Source organism: Ramlibacter sp., assembly GCA_019635435.1.
Classification (GTDB): domain Bacteria; phylum Pseudomonadota; class Gammaproteobacteria; order Burkholderiales; family Burkholderiaceae_C; genus JAHBZM01.
This window is the reverse complement of sequence record JAHBZM010000001.1, coordinates 436624-458587: the sequence shown is the minus strand read 5'-3', so window position 1 is coordinate 458587 and position 21964 is coordinate 436624. Positions and strand designations below refer to the sequence as shown.

At 66.4% G+C, this 21964-nt stretch carries 25 protein-coding genes; 9 read left to right on the top strand and 16 right to left on the bottom strand.

Features of this window, described 5'->3' with window-relative positions:
* Positions 1 to 54: 54 nt before the first annotated feature.
* A complete protein-coding gene (locus tag KF796_02230; GenBank protein ID MBX3585434.1) occupies positions 55 to 330 on the bottom strand; it encodes a DUF2282 domain-containing protein in 276 nt (91 codons plus the stop codon).
* 147 nt (positions 331 to 477) lie between these two features.
* On the bottom strand, positions 478 to 1029 hold the full coding sequence (locus KF796_02225) for a TlpA family protein disulfide reductase (protein MBX3585433.1): 552 nt from the start codon (positions 1027 to 1029) through the stop codon (positions 478 to 480).
* A gap of 42 nt (positions 1030 to 1071) precedes the next feature.
* Here KF796_02225 and KF796_02220 point away from each other — a divergent pair, with 42 nt between their 5' ends.
* From KF796_02220 to KF796_02205, 4 genes are all read left to right on the top strand, one after another.
* Entirely contained in the window at positions 1072 to 1635 is a 564-nt protein-coding gene (locus tag KF796_02220) for a sigma-70 family RNA polymerase sigma factor (GenBank protein ID MBX3585432.1), read from the top strand.
* 11 nt (positions 1636 to 1646) lie between these two features.
* Complete coding sequence (locus KF796_02215; protein ID MBX3585431.1) at positions 1647 to 1829, top strand: zf-HC2 domain-containing protein; 183 nt, start codon at positions 1647 to 1649, stop codon at positions 1827 to 1829.
* A gap of 172 nt (positions 1830 to 2001) precedes the next feature.
* Complete coding sequence (locus tag KF796_02210; protein MBX3585430.1) at positions 2002 to 2337, top strand: RNA-binding protein; 336 nt, start codon at positions 2002 to 2004, stop codon at positions 2335 to 2337.
* 233 nt (positions 2338 to 2570) lie between these two features.
* Positions 2571 to 3062, top strand: coding sequence for an RNA-binding protein (locus KF796_02205; protein ID MBX3585429.1), 492 nt, complete (start codon positions 2571 to 2573; stop codon positions 3060 to 3062).
* 110 nt (positions 3063 to 3172) lie between these two features.
* On the opposite strand, the gene KF796_02200 is transcribed toward KF796_02205, so the two are convergent.
* The 6 genes from KF796_02200 to KF796_02175 form a co-directional block, all read right to left on the bottom strand.
* Positions 3173 to 3805 carry a hypothetical protein gene (locus tag KF796_02200; GenBank protein MBX3585428.1) on the bottom strand — a complete coding sequence of 211 codons (633 nt, stop codon included), beginning with the start codon at positions 3803 to 3805 and terminating at the stop codon, positions 3173 to 3175.
* Positions 3798 to 4286, bottom strand: coding sequence for a BLUF domain-containing protein (locus KF796_02195; GenBank protein MBX3585427.1), 489 nt, complete (start codon positions 4284 to 4286; stop codon positions 3798 to 3800). Before KF796_02195 ends, KF796_02200 begins: the two co-directional genes overlap by 8 nt.
* A 120-nt stretch (positions 4287 to 4406) precedes the next feature.
* Positions 4407 to 5180, bottom strand: coding sequence for an SDR family oxidoreductase (locus KF796_02190; protein ID MBX3585426.1), 774 nt, complete (start codon positions 5178 to 5180; stop codon positions 4407 to 4409).
* 25 nt (positions 5181 to 5205) lie between these two features.
* The gene (gene lptC, locus KF796_02185; GenBank protein ID MBX3585425.1) at positions 5206 to 5814 is read right to left on the bottom strand and encodes an LPS export ABC transporter periplasmic protein LptC; all 609 of its coding nucleotides are present in this window, start codon (positions 5812 to 5814) and stop codon (positions 5206 to 5208) included.
* A 26-nt stretch (positions 5815 to 5840) separates the two neighbouring features.
* Positions 5841 to 6410, bottom strand: coding sequence for an HAD hydrolase family protein (locus KF796_02180; GenBank protein MBX3585424.1), 570 nt, complete (start codon positions 6408 to 6410; stop codon positions 5841 to 5843).
* Positions 6407 to 7384 carry a KpsF/GutQ family sugar-phosphate isomerase gene (locus KF796_02175; GenBank protein MBX3585423.1) on the bottom strand — a complete coding sequence of 326 codons (978 nt, stop codon included), beginning with the start codon at positions 7382 to 7384 and terminating at the stop codon, positions 6407 to 6409. Before KF796_02175 ends, KF796_02180 begins: the two co-directional genes overlap by 4 nt.
* 79 nt (positions 7385 to 7463) lie before the next feature.
* On the opposite strand from KF796_02175, the gene KF796_02170 reads away from it, so the two are divergent.
* The gene (locus KF796_02170; protein MBX3585422.1) at positions 7464 to 9449 is read left to right on the top strand and encodes a monovalent cation:proton antiporter-2 (CPA2) family protein; all 1986 of its coding nucleotides are present in this window, start codon (positions 7464 to 7466) and stop codon (positions 9447 to 9449) included.
* Between the two features lie 59 nt (positions 9450 to 9508).
* Positions 9509 to 10069, top strand: coding sequence for an adenine phosphoribosyltransferase (locus tag KF796_02165; protein ID MBX3585421.1), 561 nt, complete (start codon positions 9509 to 9511; stop codon positions 10067 to 10069).
* Here KF796_02165 and KF796_02160 read toward each other — a convergent pair whose 3' ends face one another.
* The 8 genes from KF796_02160 to rpmH form a co-directional block, all read right to left on the bottom strand.
* Positions 10070 to 10519, bottom strand: a complete 450-nt coding sequence (locus KF796_02160; GenBank protein MBX3585420.1) for a cyclic nucleotide-binding domain-containing protein — start codon at positions 10517 to 10519, stop codon at positions 10070 to 10072.
* A gap of 76 nt (positions 10520 to 10595) precedes the next feature.
* On the bottom strand, positions 10596 to 11465 hold the full coding sequence (locus KF796_02155; GenBank protein MBX3585419.1) for a hypothetical protein: 870 nt from the start codon (positions 11463 to 11465) through the stop codon (positions 10596 to 10598).
* Positions 11466 to 11629: 164 nt separating this feature from the next.
* Positions 11630 to 12121, bottom strand: coding sequence for a cyclic nucleotide-binding domain-containing protein (locus KF796_02150; GenBank protein MBX3585418.1), 492 nt, complete (start codon positions 12119 to 12121; stop codon positions 11630 to 11632).
* Positions 12122 to 12224: 103 nt separating this feature from the next.
* Entirely contained in the window at positions 12225 to 13601 is a 1377-nt protein-coding gene (gene mnmE / locus KF796_02145) for a tRNA uridine-5-carboxymethylaminomethyl(34) synthesis GTPase MnmE (protein MBX3585417.1), read from the bottom strand.
* Between the two features lie 30 nt (positions 13602 to 13631).
* Entirely contained in the window at positions 13632 to 15344 is a 1713-nt protein-coding gene (yidC, locus tag KF796_02140) for a membrane protein insertase YidC (protein ID MBX3585416.1), read from the bottom strand.
* The gene (gene yidD / locus KF796_02135) at positions 15341 to 15613 is read right to left on the bottom strand and encodes a membrane protein insertion efficiency factor YidD (GenBank protein MBX3585415.1); all 273 of its coding nucleotides are present in this window, start codon (positions 15611 to 15613) and stop codon (positions 15341 to 15343) included. Before yidD ends, yidC begins: the two co-directional genes overlap by 4 nt.
* Complete coding sequence (locus KF796_02130) at positions 15610 to 16038, bottom strand: ribonuclease P protein component (protein ID MBX3585414.1); 429 nt, start codon at positions 16036 to 16038, stop codon at positions 15610 to 15612. The genes yidD and KF796_02130 overlap by 4 nt, the downstream gene beginning before the upstream one ends.
* Positions 16039 to 16096: 58 nt before the next feature.
* Entirely contained in the window at positions 16097 to 16231 is a 135-nt protein-coding gene (rpmH, locus tag KF796_02125) for a 50S ribosomal protein L34 (GenBank protein ID MBX3585413.1), read from the bottom strand.
* 194 nt (positions 16232 to 16425) lie between these two features.
* Between rpmH and dnaA the strand changes: the two genes are divergently transcribed.
* From dnaA to gyrB, 3 genes are all read left to right on the top strand, one after another.
* A complete protein-coding gene (gene dnaA / locus KF796_02120) occupies positions 16426 to 17826 on the top strand; it encodes a chromosomal replication initiator protein DnaA (GenBank protein ID MBX3585412.1) in 1401 nt (466 codons plus the stop codon).
* Positions 17827 to 18067: 241 nt separating this feature from the next.
* Positions 18068 to 19174 carry a DNA polymerase III subunit beta gene (locus tag KF796_02115; GenBank protein MBX3585411.1) on the top strand — a complete coding sequence of 369 codons (1107 nt, stop codon included), beginning with the start codon at positions 18068 to 18070 and terminating at the stop codon, positions 19172 to 19174.
* Between the two features lie 139 nt (positions 19175 to 19313).
* The gene (gene gyrB / locus KF796_02110; protein ID MBX3585410.1) at positions 19314 to 21908 is read left to right on the top strand and encodes a DNA topoisomerase (ATP-hydrolyzing) subunit B; all 2595 of its coding nucleotides are present in this window, start codon (positions 19314 to 19316) and stop codon (positions 21906 to 21908) included.
* Positions 21909 to 21964: the final 56 nt, after the last annotated feature.

Below are 21964 nucleotides of genomic sequence, written 5' to 3'. Positions count from 1 at the left end.
GCCGGCGGGTCATCAGGGCATCGGTGGGAGGGCGGCAGGAAAGGCGCGGGCGCGTCAGGCCTTCTTGGCGGCGGCCTTGGCTTCGTCGGCGGTCAGGCCCTTCATGGTCTTGCAGGTGCCCTTGGCCACGTACTTCCACTCGCCCTTGTCGTCGCTCAGCTTGGACTGGCCGGCGCACGAATGGCTGCCCGAGAGGTTGGCGCAGTCGTTTTGCCCGGCCTTGGCGATGCCAAAGCATTTTTCCTTGTCGGCCGCGGCGGCCGGCGTGGCGACCATCAGGGTGGACAGCAGGGACACGGCGGCAGAGGCGATGAGGGCACGTTGGTTCATGAAAAGCTCCTTGGTACAGGGTTGGGGTCTACATGGGTCCGGGGCAGGCTGCCCCGGGGTCAGGTTTTTGGTCTGGCCGCAGCCGGACTTCTTACATACGCAAGCGATGCAGGATCGGACGCACGGGATTTTGCGGGCGGGTGGCCCTCACAGCAATTCGGCAACCTGGTCCCAGGCCTCGGCCGGCATGCGGCCCGCATAGCGCGCCACCACCTTGCCGGTCTTGTCGATCAGCAGCGTGGCGGGCAGCTGCCCGGGCGCGCCCAGGTTGTCGCGGTAGCCCGCCTCGCCGGCCCACAGCTGCACAAAGCGCTGCTTGAGCGGCACGGTGCGCGAGATGATCTGCTCGTAGGCATACAGGTCCTGCACGCGCCGGTCGGTGCTGACCAGCACCAGCTCGAACGGCTTGCCGGCCCAGCCCTGGTAGTTCTGGCGCAGCTCGGGCATCTTGTCGCGGCACACGGCGCAGCCGGTGGACCAGAACATCAGCAGCACCACCTTGCCGCGCTGCGAGCTGAGCGAAAACGGCTTGCCATCCACCGTCTTGCCCTCGACCACCGGATGGGTGACAGGAGCCGCGGCCGACGTGGGCGCTGGCACCGGCGTGGGCGCGGGTGTCTGGGCCTGCGCCGGGGCCCCGGCGAGCAGCGCGGGGGCCAGGAACAGGGGCGATAAAAGGGGCAGGATTCTGGACAGCATGCCGTCTGTCGTATGCGATGATTCCTTCTTACAGCCATGACCATGACCCTGGAAAGCCAACTGGTCGAACACCGGACCTACCTGCTGCGTTTTGCCCGGCTGCAGTTGCGCAACGACAGCTGGGCCGAGGACGCGGTGTCCGAGACCCTGCTTGCCGCGCTGGCCAAGCCGCAGTCGTTCGCCAACCGCTCGCAGCTCAAGACCTGGCTGGTCGGCATCCTCAAGCACAAGGTCATCGACACGCTGCGCCTGCACGCCCGCGAGGTGGCGCTGGTCACTGAAGAGGGCGACGGCAGCGAGGAGCTGGACGCGCTGACCTTCAAGGCCAACGGGCATTTCGCGGCCCGGCCCGCCGACTGGGGCAACCCCGAGCAGGACCTGAATTCACGCCAGTTCTTCGAGGTGCTGGAAGCCTGCGCCGACAAGCTGCCGCCGGCCATGGGGCGGGTCTTCCTGATGCGCGAGTGGCTGGAATTGCCGGTGGCCGACATCTGTAAGGCCTTGCAGCTCACGCCGACCAACCTGTATGTCCAGCTGCACCGCGCCCGGCTGCGCCTGCGCGAATGCCTGGAACTGAACTGGTTTGGCAACCGCCCCGCCCCATGAAGCGCCCGACGATGATCTCCTGCCGCGACGCCGCGGCCCTGATGGTGGCCCGTGAAGACCGGCCGCTGCCGCTGCACAGCCGCGTGTTGCTGCACCTGCACCTGCTGGCCTGCAAGGCCTGCCCGCCCTTCGAGCGGCAGCTGCTGACGCTGCGAAACGCCATGCGGCAATGGCGCAACTACCACGACGAATAGCGGCAAGTTTCGCGTTTCGGCCAATATCGCCGATAATCCCCGAGTACCGTGCCGCAAGGGGCGGTACAAGTTTGCGGTGAATGGTCAGTTTCGCGTCTTTGAATTTATCGGTTTGTTGATTGCGTTTTGCGGACTCCATCGCGTTTTGCGTCTTTTTCCAGGAGTCCCTTTCATGGGCAACAAACTTTACGTGGGCAACCTGCCCTATTCCTTCCGTGACAGCGACATGGAGCAGGCATTCAGCCAGTACGGCACCGTGTCCAGCGCCAAGGTCATGATGGAGCGCGACACCGGCCGCTCCAAGGGTTTCGGCTTTGTCGAAATGGGCAGCGATGCCGAAGCACAAGCCGCCATCAGCGGCATGAACGGCCAGCAAATCGGCGGCCGTGGCCTCGTGGTCAATGAAGCCCGTCCGATGGAAGCCCGTCCTCCCCGCAGCGGTGGCTACGGCGGCGGTGGTGGTGGCGGCGGTTACGGCGGTGGTGGCGGTGGCCGCGGCGGCTACTGATCGCACCCCCCCGCACCGCATCAATTCGGTGCATCAAAAGGGCCCTTTGGGGCCCTTTTTTCATGGCGTGGCGCTTGCCTGTTTTTGCTATATCTGGTTAATAATGCGATCGCGCGTGCTCGCAAAAGCTGGCGCTAGTTTGCGGTGAACCGGTCACTTTCGCGTCTCTCGTGGGTTGAATGCGTTTTCGGGACTCCATCGCTTCGGGTCAATGTTTTTTGAGGAGTCCCTTGATGGGCAACAAACTGTACGTGGGCAATCTGCCTTACTCGGTGCGCGACAGCGATCTTGAACAGGCCTTCGGCCAGTTCGGCGCGGTCACCAGCGCCAAGGTCATGATGGAGCGCGACACCGGCCGTTCCAAGGGCTTCGGTTTTGTCGAGATGGGCAGCGACGCGGAAGCGCAGGCAGCCATCAACGGCATGAACGGCCAGCCCCTGGGTGGCCGCAGCGTCGTCGTCAACGAGGCCCGTCCCATGGAAGCCCGCCCCCCCCGCAGCGGTGGTTACGGCGGTGGTGGTGGCGGCGGCTACGGTGGTGGCGGCGGAGGGGGCTATGGCGGCGGCGGTGGTGGCGGCTATGGCGGTGGTGGTGGCGGCGGCCGTCGTGAAGGCGGCGGTGGTGGCCGCAGCGGCGGCGGTGGTGGCGACGGCGGTTTCCGCAGCCCCTACGGCTCCGGCCCGCGTGGCGGTGGCGGCGGCGGCGGTAGCCGCGGCGGCTACTGACACCTCCCCGAGGCAACAAAAAAGGCTCCTTTCGGAGCCTTTTTGCTGTGGAGTCCTTGCCGGGCGGCCACTGTGCGCTATGAAAACCATAGCGCGGGGCGGTCAAGTCCTTACGCCAGATCCAGGGCCCGCGTCAGGTACAGCGCGCAGAGATCGCGCAGCAGGTCGTCGCGGTTGGCCTCCAGGTGCGTGAGCAGGTCGTTGAAGAGCCAGCCCTGGGTGCCCAGCACGCGCATCAGGCTCAGGTGGCGCGGGGCCAGCAGGCCTTCGGACACCTGCGGGAGCTGACGCAGCACCAGGGGCTGGCCCAGAAAGCTGCGGGGGAGCACCTTGTGGCTGTCAGGCCCAAAGAGCCCGAATTTCCACAACAGGTCGTCCAGCGGCAGCGAGCGGAAGCTGTCGGGCGGGGTGGCGGCACTGGAGGGGCGGGCCACAAAGCGGGCGTCGGGCAGATGGTCCTTGGTCACGCGGGGGCGCACGGCCACGCGCCAGGCCAGGGTGTCCACCACGGCCAGCAGGACGCTGCGCGACAGCCAGTGCGACACCCGCTTCTTCAGGGCACGGCGCTCGCGCCAGATCAGCCCGCCCAGCAGCACGTCCAGCTCGTCGTCCGAGGCCCACTGGGCATCGGGGATCGACAGCGGGGCTTTCTGGGTGATCTGGTCGTGCCACGGCAACTCCCCGCCGTGGGCGAGGGGGTGCAGGAGTTCCTGCAGAATTTCGACCGGTCGGGACTTACTCATCGTCGGGCTCCTGTCCAAGACGTTCCTGGCGCCGCGCGCTGCGGTCGACCATCTGGGCCAGCTCACGCGTGCCCAGATGCCAGACGGCATGGGCGTTGACGTGCTCGCGCACGTCCCGCGCCAGCGAGGTGAACTGCAACGGCGTGACCTGCCCCTGGTAGGCCATGGGATGCGCCGGGTACAGGCGGCTCGCGCCGCGGGCGTTCTGCATCATCAGCACGGGCTTGACGTGGCGCCGGTCGCGCTGCAGCCGGGTCCACAGGGCGTTGACCTCGGCCGCCGGCCCCTCCAGGAACTGCAGGTACAGGCCGCAACCGGCCAGCAGGGTGCCGCTGATCTGGCTGTGCTGGTTTTTGCGGGCCCCGTGTTCGACCAGGCTGCGCAGCTCGGTGACCGGCAAAGCCCGGGTCTTGCGGCTGCAGTACAGCAGCTGCGTCAGGGGCTCTTCGCTGGTATGGGCGTGGGATCTGCGGCGGGTCATGGGGTGGCTCCACCCCATTGTGCGCATTTACTGCAACATTTGAAACACTTTGCTACACATTGCGGCCCTTAGCGCGCCGCATGTCGCAGGCCTGTTGCGCAACGACGATCCCGCTGCGACTTATTCCCCCTGGCGCTGCTTGCGCGGCCGCCCGGCCAGCACCCGGTCAAAAAGGGCGTTGGGCAACAGCCGCAGCAGTTTGGCTACCACGCCCATCTGCCATGGGATGACGCGATAGCTAGTGCCCGCTTCAATGGCCGAAAACGCCTGATCGGCAAAGGCCTGGGGCGACATGAGAAAGGGCATGGCGTAGCGGTTGCCGCGCGTCAGCGGGGTGTCGATGTAGCCCGGGCAGAGGGTGACAACCTTCACGCCGCTGGCGCGCAGTTCGCCGCGCAGGCTTTCGCAGTAGCTGATGGCGGCGGCCTTGCTGGCGCAGTAGGCGCCGTGGCCGGGCAGGCCCCGGATGCCCGCCACGCTGCCGATGCCGACCAGCGCGCCCGAGCCGCGGCGGGCCATGCCGTCCACAAACGGGTGAAAGGTCGCGGCCATGCCGATGTTGTTGGTGGCAAAGGTCTGGGCGATCACCTCGATGTCGGCCCGCACGGCGGTGTCCACCCCGACGCTGATGCCGGCATTGGCGATCACGGCGTCGGGCAGGCCCTGGGCCGCGATGCAGGCCTGGCCGGCGGCGACGGCGCTGGCCACGTCGGCCACATCGGCGCCGTAGACCGCATAGCGCGCCGGGTCCAGGCCCTGCTCGCGGGCCCAGCGCTCGATCTCGCCGGTGCGCCGCGCCGCCAGGGCCAGGCGCCAGCCGGCCTCGTGGAAGCGCCAGGCCAGGGCCTGGCCAATCCCGCTGGAAGCGCCGGTGATGAATACCAGTTTGGACATGCTGTCTTCCTTGGGTGGGCAGGGGTCAGGGGGCGCCGGGCGGCATGAGCACGCCGCGAACCCGCCCGCGCAGCTGCATCACCCGGTCCAGGTTGTCGTAGTCCATGCTGTCGGCGGTGAACCGGTCGCCGCCGCGGATCAGCGTGACGGGCTTGTGCGACTTGATGCGCTCGGTGTCCATGAAGGCGTGCAGGAATTCCCCGCGGAACTCCATGCCCGGCACCGGCTGGCCGGCCGCGTCCCTGGCGGGCTCGCGCACCACCACCGCGTTGCCCATGAGCTGGACTTCGGAGCCGTCGGCGTTGCTGAGCGCCCGGTCGGCGGTGGCCACGGTGAACACGCCCTGGTCGTTGATCGAGCGGATCCGCGGCTGGGTGATTTCCAGCGTATCGGTGTCGGGGAAATGATGGGCCTCGACGCCGAACACCTCGCTCTTGAGGCGCCCCGCGCCGTCAAACGAGCGCACCGAGAAGCTGCGCATGAAGTAGTCCGGCTCATGGCTGGCGGCCTTTTCGGCGGCGGCGGGGCCCAGGATCGGGGTGTTGCGCACCAGCCAGTAGGTGCCCAGCGCCAGCACGCCCATGAGGATGATGGGCAGGTAGATCGAGACCCGGTCCCACAGGCGCAGCCCCATGCGGGCGGCATGGGCCGCGGAGGCGTTCACGCCAGATGGTCCTGCAGCAAGGCCGCGTAGCGGCCGCTGGCCACCAGCAGCAGGTCGCAGAACTCGCGCGCCGCGCCATGCCCGCCCGTGGCGCGCGTGACGTAGGCCGCGCGCGCGCGCACCTCGGCGTGGGCATTGGCTGGCGCCGCCGCCAGCGCGCAGCGCGTGAGGACCGGCAGGTCGGGCCAGTCGTCGCCGATGGCGGCGGCCTGGTGCCACTGCAGGCCCAGCGCCTGCAGGGTCTGCTCGGCGGCGGGACGCTTGTCCTCGGTGCCGAAATGCGCATGCGTCACGCCCAGCGCCTGCAGGCGGCCCCGCAGGGCCTTGGAGTCCCGGCCCGTGATGACCGCCGGCGTGATGCCCGCGCGTTGCAGCAGCTTGATGCCCAGGCCGTCCAGGATGTTGAAGCGCTTGAGTGTTTCGCCGTGGTCGGACATGAACAGCCCGCCGTCGGTGAACACGCCGTCAATGTCGAAGAAGGCCACGCGCACGCCCTGGGCCTGCAGCAGCAGTTCGGGCGCAAACGCCAGCGCGGGTGCGAGGTCGGGGGCCGCGGGCAGATTCATATCACCTTGGCTCGCATCAGGTCGTTGGTGTTGAGGGCGCCGCACAGCTTGCCGGCGGCGTCGGTGACCAGCACGCTGGTGATCCGGTTCAGCTCCATGAGCTCGACCGCCTCCACGGCCAGCGCGTCCTGGCGGATGGTGCGGGGGTTGGAATACATCACTTCGCGGGCCGTGACGGTGCGCAGGTCCACGCCCTTTTCGATCAGGCGGCGCAGGTCGCCGTCGGTGAAGATGCCGAGCACGGCCTGGTTGTCGTCAACCACGGCCGAGGCACCAAGGCCCTTGGCGCTCATTTCGCGCATGAGTTCGCTGAACGAGGCCTGCGGCCCCACGCGCGGCACGGCGTCGCCGCTGCGCATCAGGTCGCTCACATGGGTGAGCAGCTTGCGGCCCAGCGCCCCGCCGGGGTGGGAGCGGGCAAAGTCCTCGGCGCGAAAGCCGCGGGCATCGAGCAGGGCCACCGCGAGCGCGTCACCCAGCGCCATCTGGGCCGTGGTGCTTGCGGTGGGCGCCAGCTGCAGCGGGCAGGCTTCCTTTTCAACGCTGCTGTCCAGCACGATGTCTGCGTGCCGCGCCAGGGTGGAACCGGCATTGCCGGTGATGGCGATGAGTGCCGCGCCCAGGCGCTTGATCACGGGCAGCAGGGTGGTGACCTCGTCCACCTCGCCACTGTTGGAAATGGCCAGCACCAGGTCGATCGGCTTGATCATTCCCAGGTCGCCGTGGCTGGCCTCGGCCGGGTGCACGAACATGGCGGGCGTGCCGGTGGAGGCCAGTGTGGCGGCCACCTTGCGCGCGATGTGGCCGCTCTTGCCGATGCCCATGACCACCACCCGGCCGCGCACCCCGAGCATCCGCTGCACGGCGCGTGCGAAGGCCTCGCCGGTGCGGGCTTTGAGGCCCAGCACCGCGGCGGCCTCGATGTCGAATGTCTCCTGGGCCAGGCGCAGGGCGCGGTCGGCGTCAAATGTCATCCGGGGATTCTATCGACGGGCCGTGTTCCGCGGGATGGCCGTCACGCAACCGGGGTACGCGGCTTGCTAGCATCGGGGGATGACCTCCCTTGAGCTGACGCTGTTGTACCTGCTGGCCGCCGTGCTGGGCGTGGTCACCTGCCGCAAGCTGTTGCTGCCGCCCATGCTGGGCTACCTGGTGGTGGGGGTGGTGATTGGCCCCAACGCGCTGGCGCTGGCGCAGAACTCCGAGAGCATCAAGCACCTGGGCGAGTTTGGCGTGGTGTTCCTGATGTTCGTGATCGGGCTGGAGTTCAACCTGTCGAAGCTGCGCGCCATGCGCGGCCATGTGTTCGGCCTGGGCCTGTTCCAGGTGATGCTGACCATTGTGCTGGCCACCTTTGGCTCGCTGCTGCTGGCCGCGCTGGTGCCCGACCTGTGGCGCATGAGCTGGCAGACCGCGCTGGCGCTGTCGGGCGCGCTGGCCATGAGCAGCACCGCGATCGTGGTGAAGCTGATGGCCGAGCGGCTGGAGCTGGAGTCCGAGCATGGCAAGCGGGTGATGGGTGTGCTGCTGTTCCAGGATCTGGCGGTGGTGCCCCTGCTGGTGCTGATCCCGGCGCTGGGCACGTCGCCCGAGCATCTGCTGTCGGCGCTGGCACTGGCCGCGATCAAGGCCACGGTGCTGATTGCGGTGCTGCTGGTGGGCGGCCAGCGCGTGATGCGCTGGTGGCTGACGCTGGTGGCGCGGCGCAAGAGCGAGGAGCTGTTCGTGCTGAACCTGCTGCTGATCACGCTGGGCCTGGCCTGGCTGACCGAGCTGGCGGGGCTGAGCCTGGCGCTGGGCGCCTTCATCGCGGGCATGCTGATTTCCGAGACTGAATACAAGCACCAGGTGGAAACCGACATCCGGCCCTTCCACGACGTGCTGCTGGGCCTGTTCTTCATCACCATCGGCATGATCCTGGACTGGCGGCTGGTGCTGCAGCGCTGGCCGCTGGTGCTGCTGCTGGTGACCCTGCCGGTGCTGTTCAAGATGGTGATGGTCAGCGTGCTGGCCCGCGGCTTTGGCGCGACCATGGGCACCTCGCTTCGCACCGGGCTGTACCTGGCGCAGGCCGGGGAGTTCGGCTTCGTGCTGCTCACGCTGAGCCAGGAGCACGACCTGGTGCCCCCGGCGCTGCTGAACCCGATCCTGGCGAGCATGGTGCTGTCGATGATCGCCACGCCGTTCATCATCATGTACAGCAACCGCATCGTGATGAAGCTGGTGTCCAGCGAATGGCTGCAGCAGTCGCTGCAGATGACCACCATCGCGCGCAAGTCGATCAACGCCAACAAGCACGTCATCATCTGCGGCTATGGCCGCAGCGGCCAGAACATGGCGCGCATGCTCGAGCGCGAGGGCATTCCCTACATGGCGCTGGACCTGGACCCCGACCGGGTCCGCCAGGCCGCCGCCGCGGGCGACTCCGTGGTCTTTGGCGACGCCGCGCGCCTGCAGGCCCTGATGGCCGCGGGCCTGGCGCGGGCCAGCGCCGTGGTGGTCACCTACATCGACACCGCGGGCGCGCTGCGGGTGCTGGCCAACACGCGCGCGCACGCGCCCCAGGTGCCGGTGATCGTGCGGACCCAGGACGACCATGACCTGGAGAAGCTGCAGGCCGCCGGCGCGACCGAGGTGGTGCCCGAGGCGATCGAGGGCTCGCTGATGCTGGCCAGCCACGCGCTGGCGCTGGTGGGCGTGCCCATGCGCCGCGTGATCCGCATCGTGCAGGACCAGCGCGATGCGCGCTACAACCTGCTGCGCGGCTATTTCCATGGCGCCGATGACGACACCGTGAACGAGCGCGACCAGGAGCGGCTGGGCACCTTCACTCTGCCGCTGGGCGCCCGCTCGATCGGCAAGCCCCTGAGCAACCTGGCGCTGCACGCGCTGGGCGTGCGCACCGTCAGCCTGCGCCGCGGCAACGGCAAGACCACCCCGATCGATGCCGACCCGGTGCTGGCCGAGGGCGACACCCTGGTGCTGTCCGGCAAGCCCGAGGCACTGGCCGTGGCCGACCAGAAGCTGCTGCGCGGCTGACAAGGCCGCCGCGCGGACTGGCGGCACAATAGCCCTTCCCTGCACTCCCGCCCCTGGCCATGCAAGACACCGGTGACGCCTTCGACTTCGGCCCGTACCTGCGGCGGCACATCCGCACCGTGCCCGACTGGCCCGCGCCTGGCGTGCAGTTTCGCGACATCACGCCGCTGCTGCAGGACCCCAAGGTGTTCCGCGTGCTGATCGACGCCTTTGTCCACCGCTACATGGACCGGCGGCCCGATGTGGTGGCCGGGCTGGACGCGCGCGGCTTCATCCTGGGCGCGGTGGTGGCTTATGAACTCAATGTGGGCTTTGTGCCGATCCGCAAGAAGGGCAAGCTGCCCTTCACCACGGTGGCCGAAACCTACGAGCTGGAGTACGGCAGCGCCACGGTGGAGCTGCACACCGATGCGGTGAAGGCCGGCGACCGGGTGCTGCTCATGGACGACCTGATTGCCACCGGCGGCACGATGATGGCCGGCAAGAAGCTGCTGGAAAAGCTGGGCGCCACGGTGATGGAAGGCGCCGCCATTGTGGACCTGCCCGAGCTCGAAGGCTCACAGCGCCTGCGGGCCGCGGGCCTGCCGCTGTACACGCTGGTGGACTTTGCCGGGCACTGATCAGGCGAAATGACCGACCAGGATGGCCTCGCGCATGCGGATGGCCAGCACCGCCGCAAGCCCCTTGACCAGGTCCACCGCGAGCTTGGGCTGCTTGTGCGACAGGGACTCGAACCGGTCCCAGCTCAGCGCCCAGGCCACGCCAGGCTGCGAGGCCGACACCGTGGCGCTGCGCGGCTGGCCCGAAAAGAAGGAGCCTTCGCCCACCACGTTGCCGGGGGTGAGCCTGGCCAGCACGCTGCCCCCCAGCGTCACCAGCAATTCGCCATCGGCCAGGATGAACAGCTCGCGGTCGGTATCGCCTTCGTGCATCAGGGCATCGCCCGGTTTCAGGAACCGGATCGACAGGTAGGGTGCGAGTTTTTTCCACTCTTCAAGCGTCAGCTTGCAGGTCAGGGCATCGTTGGCGTCAAGCGTGGCGATGGCGTCGACCAGTTGCTGGATGTTCATGTCTCCTCCTCGGCGCGCACCGTGCGCCGTTTGACTTCCTGGTGGGGAGTATGCGCCCTGGGGCGCGGCCGGCCTGTCAGGTCAGCGCGCCGTACTGCGTCCCGCTGAGCGCGGGGTTGTCGTCCGGCATTTCGGTGTCTTCGTAGCCCGTGAGCAGGGTGTAGCTTTGCGGCCCATGCTTGCCCGAGCCATCGGTATAGGCCTTGGCGGAGGCGCCCATGGCCGGCGCAGCGGCTGCAGCCGGTGCCAGTGCCGGCGCCGTGCGGGCGGTCACGCCCGCGGCCAGGGCCTTTTTGAAGGCTTCCACCTCGTCGGCCTGGATCGGCTCGAAGCGGGGCGCGGCGGGGGCACGGCTGGGCGCCGTCACCGCCAGCGGCACGGGCTGGGACACCAAAGGCGCCGGCGACGATGGCAGCGCGCCGGGCTGGGAGTCCAGGGCGGCGGGCTCCGAGTCCAGCGGCATCGGCGCCGAAGGCCGGGCGGCGGGCCGCTTGTGCGGCAGGCCCACGGCCACATGCTCGTTGAGGCGCCAATAGACCGCCGTGACCACGATGTCGTGGCGGGCCTTGGCGCTCTGGGCGATCAGGGCCTCGATCTCGGCCAGGCGGCTGGTTTCGTCGCCGTATTCGCGCGCGAGGTCCATCATCACCAGAAACTGGCGGCCCCGGGCATCCAGTGACAGCACCTTGAATTTGTAGCTGGACGACAGCATGCCCGCGCGCACCATGGACTCGCGCACCACGCTGTACAGCAGTTCGCGCCGCGCCATGCGCTCGGACTTGCGGTTGCCGGGCTGGGCGTTGCTCACCGCGTTCCTGGCGGCGGAGCTGTTCTTGGTCGAGGCCACGGGCCGGGTCGCTTCCATGCGCGACAGGCCCGAACTGTCCGGTTGCAGCCCGGCCTTGGCCGCCTTTGGGGGAGGGAATAGCCAGCTGAGGATGGACATGATGGGCTTTCGGCGAATTTGGAAATGACGCCTTGCGGACTTTTGGGCGTCTCTCGCGGGACAGTGTACGGTCGAAACACCCCTGAAACGACGTCTGTCTGCTGGAAAACCCGCGGGTCCGGTGACGATGGTCGCGGGCTTCGTGAAATAGTTGTCAGCGCGGCTCAGGTGACCGCGATGCGCTTGGGCTTGTTGACCAGCCGGCGGCCCAGCAGCGACCCCAGCGCCATGGCCAGCTCCAGCGCGATATTGGGCTGGCGGTTGGTGAGTTCCGCGAAACGGATGGGCGTCAGGCTCCAGATCTTGCAGGGGCCGGCCGCCTGGACGGTGGCATTGCGCGCATGGTGGGTGAAGAAGGCCCCTTCGCCGACCACCGAGCCCGGGGCCACGATGGCCAGCCGCACCCGGCCCTTGTCGTCTTCATAGTGCACGCTCAGCGAGCCGGATTCAAGCAGGTAGATGGTGCGGTCCATCGCCCCCTGCTCGATCAGGACCTGCCCCTGGGCCAGCGCAAAAGGCTGCATGTAGCTGGCCAGCATGTCCCACTGGGTGGGGGCAAGCGAGACCGGGAAGTTGTCGTTGGTCTGGTTTTGCCCGATGGCCTGGATCAGACCTTGCACATCGAACTTGAGAGGGGTGCGCAGTGGGGCATTCATGATCCCGGCGAAGGTACCGTGGCCCCGTGCCGCGCACAAGGGGCTTTAACGCGTGCTTACACCTGATACGCCGGACCGACCTGCCGGCCGGTCAGGCCCACCGCTATTTGCCGATGCAGAAGCTGGAGAAGATCACGCCCAGCAGGTCGTCGGAGGTGAACTCGCCAGTGATCCCGTTGAGCGCGTTCTGGGCCAGCCGCAACTCCTCGGCCAGCAGGTCCAGCGACTGCGCGCGCGCCGCCAGGTGGGCCGCGGCGTCGGCCAGGCGCGCCTCCACCTCGCGCAGCGCCGCCACATGGCGGGCCCGCGCGGTGTACACGCCCTCGGGCGCGGACTGCCAGCCCGCCACCTCCAGCAGGCGCCGGCGCAGCCCGTCCAGCCCCTCCCCGGTGCGCGCGGAGAGCGCCAGGCCGGGCGGGGCGCCTGCCGGCGCCGCGGCCGCGTCGGATTTGTTCCAGACATCGATCAGGGGCACGGTTTCGGGCACTTTTCGGGCCAGAGTCCTTGCCAGGCGGGCATCTTCTGCTACATATTCTGTAGCGCTGGCGCGCGTCAGGTCGTGCAGGAACAGGACCACGTCGGCCGCGCCGATCTGGTCCCAGGCCCGCTCGATGCCGATTTTTTCGACCAGGTCGTCGCTGTCGCGCAGCCCCGCGGTGTCGATCACATGCAGGGGCACCCCCTCGATCTGGATGGTCTGCGTGACCACGTCGCGCGTGGTGCCGGCCACCGGCGTGACGATGGCCAGCTCGGCGCCCGCCAGCGCGTTGAGCAGCGAGCTCTTGCCGGCGTTGGGCTGGCCGGCGATCACCACCTTGATGCCTTCGCGCAGCAGCGCGCCCTGGCGGGCCCGGCGCATGACGCCGGCCAGCGCCTCCTGCAGCCGTTCGAGCTGGCCCACGGCATCGGCCTTCTGCAGGAAATCGATTTCTTCCTCGGGAAAATCCAGCGTGGCTTCCACCAGCATGCGCAGGTGGATCAGCGCATCGCGCAGGGCATGGATCTCGCGCGAGAACTCGCCCGACAGCGACCGGCTCGCGCTGCGCGCCGCGGTTTCGGTGCTGGCGTCGATCAGGTCGGCAATGGCCTCGGCCTGGGCCAGGTCGATCTTGTCGTTGAGGAATGCGCGCTCGGTGAACTCGCCGGGGCTGGCCAGGCGCAGGCCCATGGCCGCGCCGGCCTCCAGGCAGCGCGCCAGCAGCAGCTGCAACACCACCGGCCCGCCGTGCGCCTGCAGTTCCAGCACGTCTTCGCCGGTGAAGGAGTGGGGCGCCGGGAAGTGGATGGCCAGGCCGTGGTCAATGGCGCTGCCGTCAGCGGCGCGAAACGCGAGGTAGTTGGCTTCGCGCGGCCTGAGTGTGCGCCCGCACACTGCCTGGATGACCGGCCCAAGGCCCTGGCCTGACACCCTCACGATGCCAACCGCGCCACGCCCCGGGGCGGTGGCGATGGCGGCGATGGGCAGGTCGTTGCGGCGCATGGAAAGGGGGGCGCCGCAGGCGCTTCGGGGTTAGCTGAACTTCGGCAGGTTGAACTGCGGGGGCACGCCCATGCGGGTGTTGATGATCCACTGCTGGGCGATCGACAGCACGTTGTTGGTGATCCAGTAGAGCACCAGGCCGGCCGGGAAGAAGAAGAACATCACCGAGAAGGCGAGCGGCATGAACCACATCAGCTTGGCCTGCATCGGGTCCGGCGGCGCCGGGTTGAGCGCGGTCTGCAGCAGCGTGGTCAGCGTCATGAGCAGCGGCATGATGAAGAACGGGTCGGGCGCCGACAGGTCATGGATCCACAGCACCCAGGGCGCGTTGCGCATCTCGACGCTGGACAGCAGCACCCAGTACAGCGCAATGAACACCGGAATCTGGACCACGATGGGGAAGCAGCCGCCCATGGGGTTGACCTTTTCCTCGCGGTAGATGCGCATCATCTCCTGCTGCATCTGCTGCGGGTTGTCCTTGAGGCGCTCGCGCATCTCGGTGATCTTGGGGTTGATGGCCTTCATCTTGGCCATGCTGGAGTAGGCCTTGGCGTTGAGCCAGTAGAACGCGATCTTGAGCAGGATCACCAGCGCCACGATTGACCAGCCCCAGTTGCCGATGAAGCCGTGCAGCTTGTCGAGCAGCCAGTACAGCGGTTTGGCCAGGATGGTCAGCCAGCCGTAGTCCTTGACCAGCTCCAGGCCGGGCTCGATGGCTTCCAGGCGCTTTTCTTCCTGCGGGCCGACGAAGAAGCGGGTCTCGATGGTCTTGCGGGTGCCGGGGGCCAGGCTGTCCACCGGGGTGATCATGCCCACGGCGTACAGGTTGGCGTCGATCTTGCGCGCGAACAGGTCGCGCTTCAGGCCGTCGGGCAGGATCCAGGCGCTGGCAAAGTAATGCTGGACCATGGCCACATAGCCATTGGAGGCCTGCTTCTCGAAATCGGCCTTGTCCTTGTCGATGTCCTTGAACTCGACCTTCTGGTACTTCTTGGCTTCGGTGTAGACCGCCGGACCCGTGAAGGTGGAATAGAACGACGACTCGCCGGCCGGCTTGTTGCCGTCGCGCACCAGCTGCACATACAGCTGCGGCGAAACCGTGGCGCTGCCGGTGTTGATGACTTCCTGCCGGACCGCCATGTCGTAGGCGCCACGCTTGAGCGTGTAGGTCTTGACCAGCTTGACGCCGCCCACCTCGGGCGACTCGAACTTCAGCACCAGCTCGCTGGCGCCGTCCTTCAGCTCACGCTCGCCGGTGAAGGTCATCGGCGTCTTGTGGGTGGGGAAACTGCCGCCGATCAGGCCCGACTGGGCCACATACATGCGCCCGGCGGTCTCGTCCATCAGCACGAGGTTCTGGTCCTTGTGGTCCAGGTCCTTGAGCTTGAGGAACTCGCTGCGCACCACGGTGCCGCCTTCGGTGTCGAAGGTCAGGCGCAGCACGTCAGTGGTCACGGTGATGCGTTCGCGCGGAGCCGAGGCCACGTTGGTGGCAGGCACGCCGGTTGTGGCGGGGGTCGCAGGTGTGGCACCGGGCACGGCTGACGCGGTGGCCGGCGTGCTGCCTGTCGGCACGCCCGAGGGCACGCTGGAGGCCGGGGCGGCCGGCGCGGTGGCCTTGGCTTCAGGGCGGGCAAAACCAAAAGTGGCCTGGTGGCCGTTGTGGACCTGCCATTTGTCCCACAGCATCACCATGGCAAAACCAAAAATCACCCACAGGATGGTGCGGCGGATGTCGTTCATGAAGACTTCTTTTGTGAAAGGGGTGAGCACAGGTGGGTGAACAGGCGCGGTTTTTCAACCGGCACCGGGTCATGCCCGCCGGCGCACCAGGGGTTGCAGCGTGCGATGCGCACCACCGTGAGGTAACTGCCGGCCGCTGCGCCATGCTGCTCCAGGGCCTGCAGTGCATAGGCCGAGCAGGTGGGCGTGAAGCGGCACGACGAGCCCAGCCAGGGGCTGAGCAGCAGCCGGTAGGCGCGCACCAGGCCCATGAGCGCGGCCTTGATCATGCCGCGGCCCTTGCAAACAGCTGTTCGAGCTCGCCATGGACCGCGAGCTTGAGCTGCGGCGATGACGCGCTGATGAACTGCTTGCGGTCAAACCCGGCCCGCAGGCGCACCACATGGGCCGCGACGGGGAGGCGGGGCTCGAACGAGGCACTCACGTTGTAGATCTGGCGTTTGATGGCATTGCGGGTCACCGCGCGCTTGGCCCAGCGTTTGGGAACCAGGGCGCCCATCCAGACATCGCGCACAGCAAACAGGGCCTGCGGTCGTTCGGACCCAGGCCCTGTGGAATTATCTGCACCCGTGCCGTTCACCGGCGGGGCCATGGCATCCAGCGCCAGGCGGTGCAGCACGAAATGCGCACTGCGCGACACCGTGGAGCCCGACATGACCGCCTGGAACTGCGCCCGCGTTTTCAGCCGCTGCACGTCAATGCCATGCTGAAGCGCTGCGCGGGACCGGGGCCCTGACCAGTGGCAACGCGGCTCAGACGGCCAGGCGCTTGCGGCCCTTGGCGCGACGAGCGTTGATCACGGCGCGGCCGCCACGGGTCTTCATGCGGACCAGGAAGCCGTGGGTGCGCGCGCGGCGCGTCTTGGAGGGTTGGTAAGTTCTTTTCATGATGATCCGATGTTCATACTCAGGGAAACCCATGATTATCGTGGATTTTCTGAATCGCGGCAAGGCTTTACGTCATTTATGACGTGTGGTGCTGGAAGTCCCGGCGGTTTGGCCGGCTTTGTGGATAACGCCTTGATAAATTACAATCGACAGGCTTTGACAATGAAAAATATCCACAGAGGCGACAGCCAATAATGAGCGAGGGACTCCCCACCGGCCTGGCCTCCGGCGCAGGCAACAGCCTGTGGCAGGCCTGCATCGAGCAACTCGCCCAGGAGCTGCCCGAACAGCAGTTCAACACCTGGATCAAGCCGCTCGTGGCCCAGGTGGCTGAAGACTTCTCCAGGGTCACGGTGTTCGTGGCCAACCGCTTCAAACTGGACTGGGTCCGGGCCCAGTATTCGGGCCGGATCACCAGCCTGCTCGAGAAACTCTACGGCCAGCCCGTGCAGCTTGAGTTAGCGCTTGCACCCCGCGAACCCATTGTCAGGTCTTACTCGGTTGCCGCGTCTGCCGAGATGGGTGCGCCCCCAGAACCCAGCGACATCGGCGAGGACCCCTCCCCCACCGCCTTCAAGAACCGGCTCAACACCGCGCTGACCTTTGACACCCTGGTGGAGGGCACGGCCAACCGCATGGCACGCGCCGCCGCCATGCATGTCTCGGGCACGCCGGGCCAGCTTTACAACCCGCTTTTCATCTACGGCGGGGTCGGTCTGGGCAAGACCCACCTGGTCCATGCGGTGGGCAACAAGCTGCTGGCCGACCGGCCCAACGCCAAAGTTCTCTACATCCACGCTGAACAATTTGTTTCAGATGTGGTTAAGGCCTACCAGCGCAAGACCTTCGATGAGTTCAAGGAGCGCTACCACTCGCTGGACCTGCTGCTGATCGACGATGTGCAGTTCTTCGCCAACAAGGACCGCACCCAGGAGGAGTTCTTCAACGCCTTTGAGGCCCTGCTGGCCAAGAAGAGCCACATCGTGATGACGTCAGACACCTACCCCAAGGGTCTGGCCGACATCCACGAGCGGCTGGTTTCGCGCTTTGACTCAGGCCTCACGGTAGCCATTGAACCGCCCGAGCTTGAGATGCGCGTGGCCATCCTGATCAACAAGGCCCGCGCCGAAGCCGCTGAAATGCCCGAGGAAGTGGCCTTCTTTGTGGCCAAGAACGTGCGCTCCAACGTGCGCGAACTCGAAGGCGCGCTGCGCAAGATCCTGGCCTATTCGCGCTTCAACCAGAAGGACATCTCCATTGCGCTGGCGCGCGAGGCCCTGCGCGACCTGCTGAGCATCCAGAACCGCCAGATCAGCGTCGAGAACATCCAGAAGACGGTGGCCGACTACTACAAGATCAAGGTTGCCGACATGTACAGCAAGAAGCGCCCGGCCAGCATTGCCCGGCCGCGCCAGATTGCCATGTACCTGGCCAAGGAACTCACGCAGAAGAGCCTGCCCGAGATCGGCGAGCTGTTTGGCGGGCGCGACCACACCACCGTGCTGCACGCCGTGCGCAAGATCTCGGGCGAGCGCCAGCAGCTGACCGAACTCAACCAGCAGCTGCACGTGCTCGAACAGACCCTGAAAGGCTGAAAAATGGGCGCTCTAACAACTCTGGGGACAGTTCTGGCACAACCTGCCAGTTATCCACACCCGGGGGTCGCAAACCAAAGTTATTCATTCTGGGCCGACACCACAGAAGCAGGGGTGCCCACAGTGTTCAACACGTCGCAAGTCGTTGATAAAAAAGGCGAAAATAGGGATGTCCACAGCGCCGCGCTGCCCTTACTAGCTACTACTAATTTGAATTAAAGAAATAAAGAGGAGTTCACAGATGATCGTCCTGAAGGCAACACAAGACAAAGTGCTCTCGGTTCTGCAATCGGTCGCGGGCATCGTGGAGCGGCGCCACACGCTGCCCATCCTGGCCAATGTGCTGATCCGCAAGACCGGCAGCGCCGTGCAGCTGACCACCAGCGACCTCGAGATCCAGATCCGCACCACGGCCGAGCTTGACGGCGACGCAGGCAACTTCACCACCACGGTGGGGGCGCGCAAGCTCATCGACATCCTGCGCACCATGCCGGCCGACCAGACGGTCTCGATCGAATCAAGCCAGAGCAAGCTCATCCTCAAGGGCGGCAAGAGCAAGTTCACGCTGCAGACGCTGGCCGCCGAAGACTTCCCGCTGGTGCAGGAAGCCGCGAGCTTTGGCCCCGTGTTCAGCGTGCCGCAAAAGACGCTCAAGGACCTGCTGGACCAGGTGAGCTTTGCCATGGCCGTGCACGACATCCGCTACTACCTCAACGGCATCCTGTTCGTGGCCGAAGGCAAGCAGCTCAGCCTGGTGGCCACCGACGGGCACCGCCTGGCCTTTGCCAGCGCCATGCTCGACGTGGAAGTGCCGCGGCAAGAGGTGATCCTGCCGCGCAAGACCGTGCTTGAAATGCAGCGCCTGCTCAGCGACGCCGAAGGCGCGATCGAGATGCAATTTGCCAGCAACCAGGCCAAGTTCAGCTTTGGCGGCATGGAGTTTGTGACCAAGCTGGTCGAGGGCAAATTCCCCGACTACAACCGCGTCATCCCCAAGAACCACAAGAACAGCATCACGCTGGGCCGCGCGCCGCTGCTGGCCAGCCTGCAGCGCACTGCCATTCTCACCAGCGAAAAGTTCAAGGGCGTGCGCCTGAACATCGAGCCCGGCACGCTGCGCGTGGCCAGCAACAACGCCGAGCAGGAAGAAGCCGTGGACGAGCTGGACATCGACTACGGCGGCGACGCCATCGAGATCGGCTTCAACGTCACCTACCTGATCGACGCGCTGGCCAACATGGGCCAGGAGATGGTCAAGCTCGAGCTGGCCGACTCCAACAGCTCGGCGCTGCTGACCATCCCCGACAACGCGACTTTCAAATACGTGGTGATGCCGATGCGCATTTGACATCGCCGTTCGGGCTGAGCGCGTCGAAGCCCTTCGACAGGCTCAGAAAGAACGGAAAGTGTTCCAACCCGCCACTGTGGCGGGTTTGGTCATTCAAGAGATTGAGAAAACGAAGTTTCACCGCAGGTAAAAAGCCGATATGTCAGACGAAAACAATGTGAACACCGGTGCGGCCGGCGCGACCAGCTCCAACTTCCAGCCCACCATTGACGCCCACCAGGCTGGTGCGAGCGACGGCTATGGTGAGGGTGCGATCCAGATCCTGGAAGGCCTGGAAGCCGTGCGCAAGCGCCCTGGCATGTACATCGGCGACACATCGGACGGCACGGGCCTGCACCACCTGGTGTTCGAGGTGGTCGACAACTCGATTGATGAAGCGCTGGCCGGCCATTGCGACGACATCGTGGTCACCATCCACACCGACAACTCCATCAGCGTGGTCGACAACGGCCGGGGCATCCCCACCGGCGTGAAGATGGACGACAAGCACGAGCCCAAGCGCAGTGCGGCTGAAATTGCGCTGACCGAGCTGCATGCGGGCGGCAAGTTCAACCAGAACAGCTACAAGGTCTCGGGCGGCCTGCACGGCGTGGGCGTGAGCTGCGTGAACGCGCTGAGCAAATGGCTGCGCCTGACGGTGCGGCGCGACGGCAAGGTCCACACCATCGAGTTTGCGCGCGGCTTTGTGCAGAACCGCCTGCTGGAGATGGTGAACGGCGTTGAGGTGTCGCCCATGAAGGTGCTGGACGCCACCGACAAGCGCGGCACCGAAGTGCACTTCTTGCCCGACACCGACATCTTCAAAGAGAACAACGACTTCCACTACGAAATCCTCAGCAAGCGCCTGCGCGAGCTGAGCTTTTTGAACAACGGCGTGCGCATCCGGCTGCACGATGAGCGCAGTGGCAAGGAAGATGACTTTTCAGGCGCGGGTGGTGTTCAGGGCTTTGTGAACTTCATCAACAAGGGCAAGCAGGTGCTGCACCCCAATGTGTTCCATGCCATGGGTGACCGCCAGAGCGACCAGGGCACCAACATCGGCGTTGAAGTGGCCATGCAGTGGAACAGCGGCTACAACGAGCAGGTGCTGTGCTTCACCAACAACATTCCCCAGCGTGACGGCGGCACCCACCTGACCGGCCTGCGCGCCGCCATGACGCGCGTGATCAGCAAATACATCGACACCAACGAGCTGGCCAAGAAGGCCAAGGTGGAAGTGACCGGCGACGACATGCGTGAAGGCCTGTGCTGCGTGCTGAGCGTGAAGGTGCCCGAGCCCAAATTCAGCAGCCAGACCAAGGACAAGCTGGTGAGCAGCGAAGTGCGGGGCCCGGTGGAAGACATTGTGGGCAAGCTGCTGGCCGACTACCTGGAAGAGCGCCCCAACGACGCCAAGATCATCTGCGGCAAGATCGTCGAGGCCGCGCGGGCCCGCGAGGCCGCGCGCAAAGCGCGCGAGATGACGCGTCGCAAGGGCGTGCTGGACGGCATGGGCCTGCCCGGCAAACTGGCCGACTGCCAGGAAAAAGACCCGGCCGAGTGCGAGATCTACATCGTTGAGGGCGACTCCGCCGGCGGCTCGGCCAAGCAGGGCCGCGACCGCAAGTTCCAGGCGATCCTGCCGCTGCGCGGCAAGATTCTGAACGTGGAAAAAGCGCGCTACGAAAAGCTGCTGACCAGCAATGAGATCCTCACGCTCATCACCGCTCTGGGCACCGGCATTGGCAAGGCCACCGGCGTGGGCGGCACGGCGGGCGTGGACGACTTCAACGTGGCCAAGCTGCGCTACCACCGCATCATCATCATGACCGATGCCGACGTGGACGGCGCCCACATCCGCACGCTGCTGCTCACCTTCTTTTACCGCCAGATGCCCGAGCTGGTGGAGCGCGGCCACATCTACATTGCGCAGCCCCCGCTGTACAAGGTCAAGGCCGGCAAGGAAGAGCTCTACCTGCAGGGCGCGGCCGAGCTCGACACCTTCTTGCTGCGCATTGCGCTCAAGGACGCCGCGGTGCAGACCGGCGCCGGTGCCACCATTGCCGGCGACACACTGGCCGAGCTGGCGCGCAAGCACCAGGTGGCCGAGGCCGTGATTGCGCGGCTGGGCAACTTCATGGACGCAGAAGCCCTGCGCGCCATTGCCGACGGCGTGTCGCTCAACCTGGACACCGTGGCCGACGCCGAAGCCTCTGCCGTGGCGCTGCAGGCCAAGCTGCGCGAGATCACCGTGCAGGGCACGCCCGCCGAAGTGGCCGGCGAGTTTGACACCCGCACCGACAAACCCATCCTGCGCATCAGCCGCCGCCACCATGGCAACGTGAAGAGCAGCGTCATCACGCAGGACTTTGTGCACGGCGCCGACTACGCCGCGCTGGCCGAGGCCGCCAACACCTTCCGAGGCCTGCTCAGCGAAGGCGCGCGCGTGACACGCGGCGAGGGCGAGCGCATGAAGGAAGAAAAGGTCTCGGACTTCCGCCAGGCCATGAAGTGGCTGATTGGCGAGGCCGAGCGCGCCACAGCCCGCCAGCGCTACAAGGGCCTGGGCGAAATGAACCCCCAGCAGCTGTGGGAAACCACCATGGACCCGACCGTGCGCCGCCTGCTGCGCGTGCAGATTGAAGACGCCATTGAAGCCGACAAGGTGTTCACCATGCTCATGGGCGACGAGGTGGAGCCGCGGCGGGACTTTATTGAGACGAATGCGCTGCGGGCGGCGAATATTGACGTTTGAGGCACTCAGCGCAGAGGGGACTGCATGGCGGATGCACCGAAAGACGAATTTGTCTT

Coding starts and splice junctions, on each gene's coding strand:
- KF796_02230 (MBX3585434.1), bottom strand. CDS start 330: ATGAACCAACGTGCCCTCATCGCCTCTGCCGCCGTGTCCCTGCTGTCC.
- KF796_02225 (MBX3585433.1), bottom strand. CDS start 1,029: ATGCTGTCCAGAATCCTGCCCCTTTTATCGCCCCTGTTCCTGGCCCCC.
- KF796_02220 (MBX3585432.1), top strand. CDS start 1,072: ATGACCCTGGAAAGCCAACTGGTCGAACACCGGACCTACCTGCTGCGT.
- KF796_02215 (MBX3585431.1), top strand. CDS start 1,647: ATGATCTCCTGCCGCGACGCCGCGGCCCTGATGGTGGCCCGTGAAGAC.
- KF796_02210 (MBX3585430.1), top strand. CDS start 2,002: ATGGGCAACAAACTTTACGTGGGCAACCTGCCCTATTCCTTCCGTGAC.
- KF796_02205 (MBX3585429.1), top strand. CDS start 2,571: ATGGGCAACAAACTGTACGTGGGCAATCTGCCTTACTCGGTGCGCGAC.
- KF796_02200 (MBX3585428.1), bottom strand. CDS start 3,805: ATGAGTAAGTCCCGACCGGTCGAAATTCTGCAGGAACTCCTGCACCCC.
- KF796_02195 (MBX3585427.1), bottom strand. CDS start 4,286: ATGACCCGCCGCAGATCCCACGCCCATACCAGCGAAGAGCCCCTGACG.
- KF796_02190 (MBX3585426.1), bottom strand. CDS start 5,180: ATGTCCAAACTGGTATTCATCACCGGCGCTTCCAGCGGGATTGGCCAG.
- lptC (MBX3585425.1), bottom strand. CDS start 5,814: ATGGGGCTGCGCCTGTGGGACCGGGTCTCGATCTACCTGCCCATCATC.
- KF796_02180 (MBX3585424.1), bottom strand. CDS start 6,410: ATGAATCTGCCCGCGGCCCCCGACCTCGCACCCGCGCTGGCGTTTGCG.
- KF796_02175 (MBX3585423.1), bottom strand. CDS start 7,384: ATGACATTTGACGCCGACCGCGCCCTGCGCCTGGCCCAGGAGACATTC.
- KF796_02170 (MBX3585422.1), top strand. CDS start 7,464: ATGACCTCCCTTGAGCTGACGCTGTTGTACCTGCTGGCCGCCGTGCTG.
- KF796_02165 (MBX3585421.1), top strand. CDS start 9,509: ATGCAAGACACCGGTGACGCCTTCGACTTCGGCCCGTACCTGCGGCGG.
- KF796_02160 (MBX3585420.1), bottom strand. CDS start 10,519: ATGAACATCCAGCAACTGGTCGACGCCATCGCCACGCTTGACGCCAAC.
- KF796_02155 (MBX3585419.1), bottom strand. CDS start 11,465: ATGTCCATCCTCAGCTGGCTATTCCCTCCCCCAAAGGCGGCCAAGGCC.
- KF796_02150 (MBX3585418.1), bottom strand. CDS start 12,121: ATGAATGCCCCACTGCGCACCCCTCTCAAGTTCGATGTGCAAGGTCTG.
- mnmE (MBX3585417.1), bottom strand. CDS start 13,601: ATGCGCCGCAACGACCTGCCCATCGCCGCCATCGCCACCGCCCCGGGG.
- yidC (MBX3585416.1), bottom strand. CDS start 15,344: ATGAACGACATCCGCCGCACCATCCTGTGGGTGATTTTTGGTTTTGCC.
- yidD (MBX3585415.1), bottom strand. CDS start 15,613: ATGATCAAGGCCGCGCTCATGGGCCTGGTGCGCGCCTACCGGCTGCTG.
- rpmH (MBX3585413.1), bottom strand. CDS start 16,231: ATGAAAAGAACTTACCAACCCTCCAAGACGCGCCGCGCGCGCACCCAC.
- dnaA (MBX3585412.1), top strand. CDS start 16,426: ATGAGCGAGGGACTCCCCACCGGCCTGGCCTCCGGCGCAGGCAACAGC.
- KF796_02115 (MBX3585411.1), top strand. CDS start 18,068: ATGATCGTCCTGAAGGCAACACAAGACAAAGTGCTCTCGGTTCTGCAA.
- gyrB (MBX3585410.1), top strand. CDS start 19,314: ATGTCAGACGAAAACAATGTGAACACCGGTGCGGCCGGCGCGACCAGC.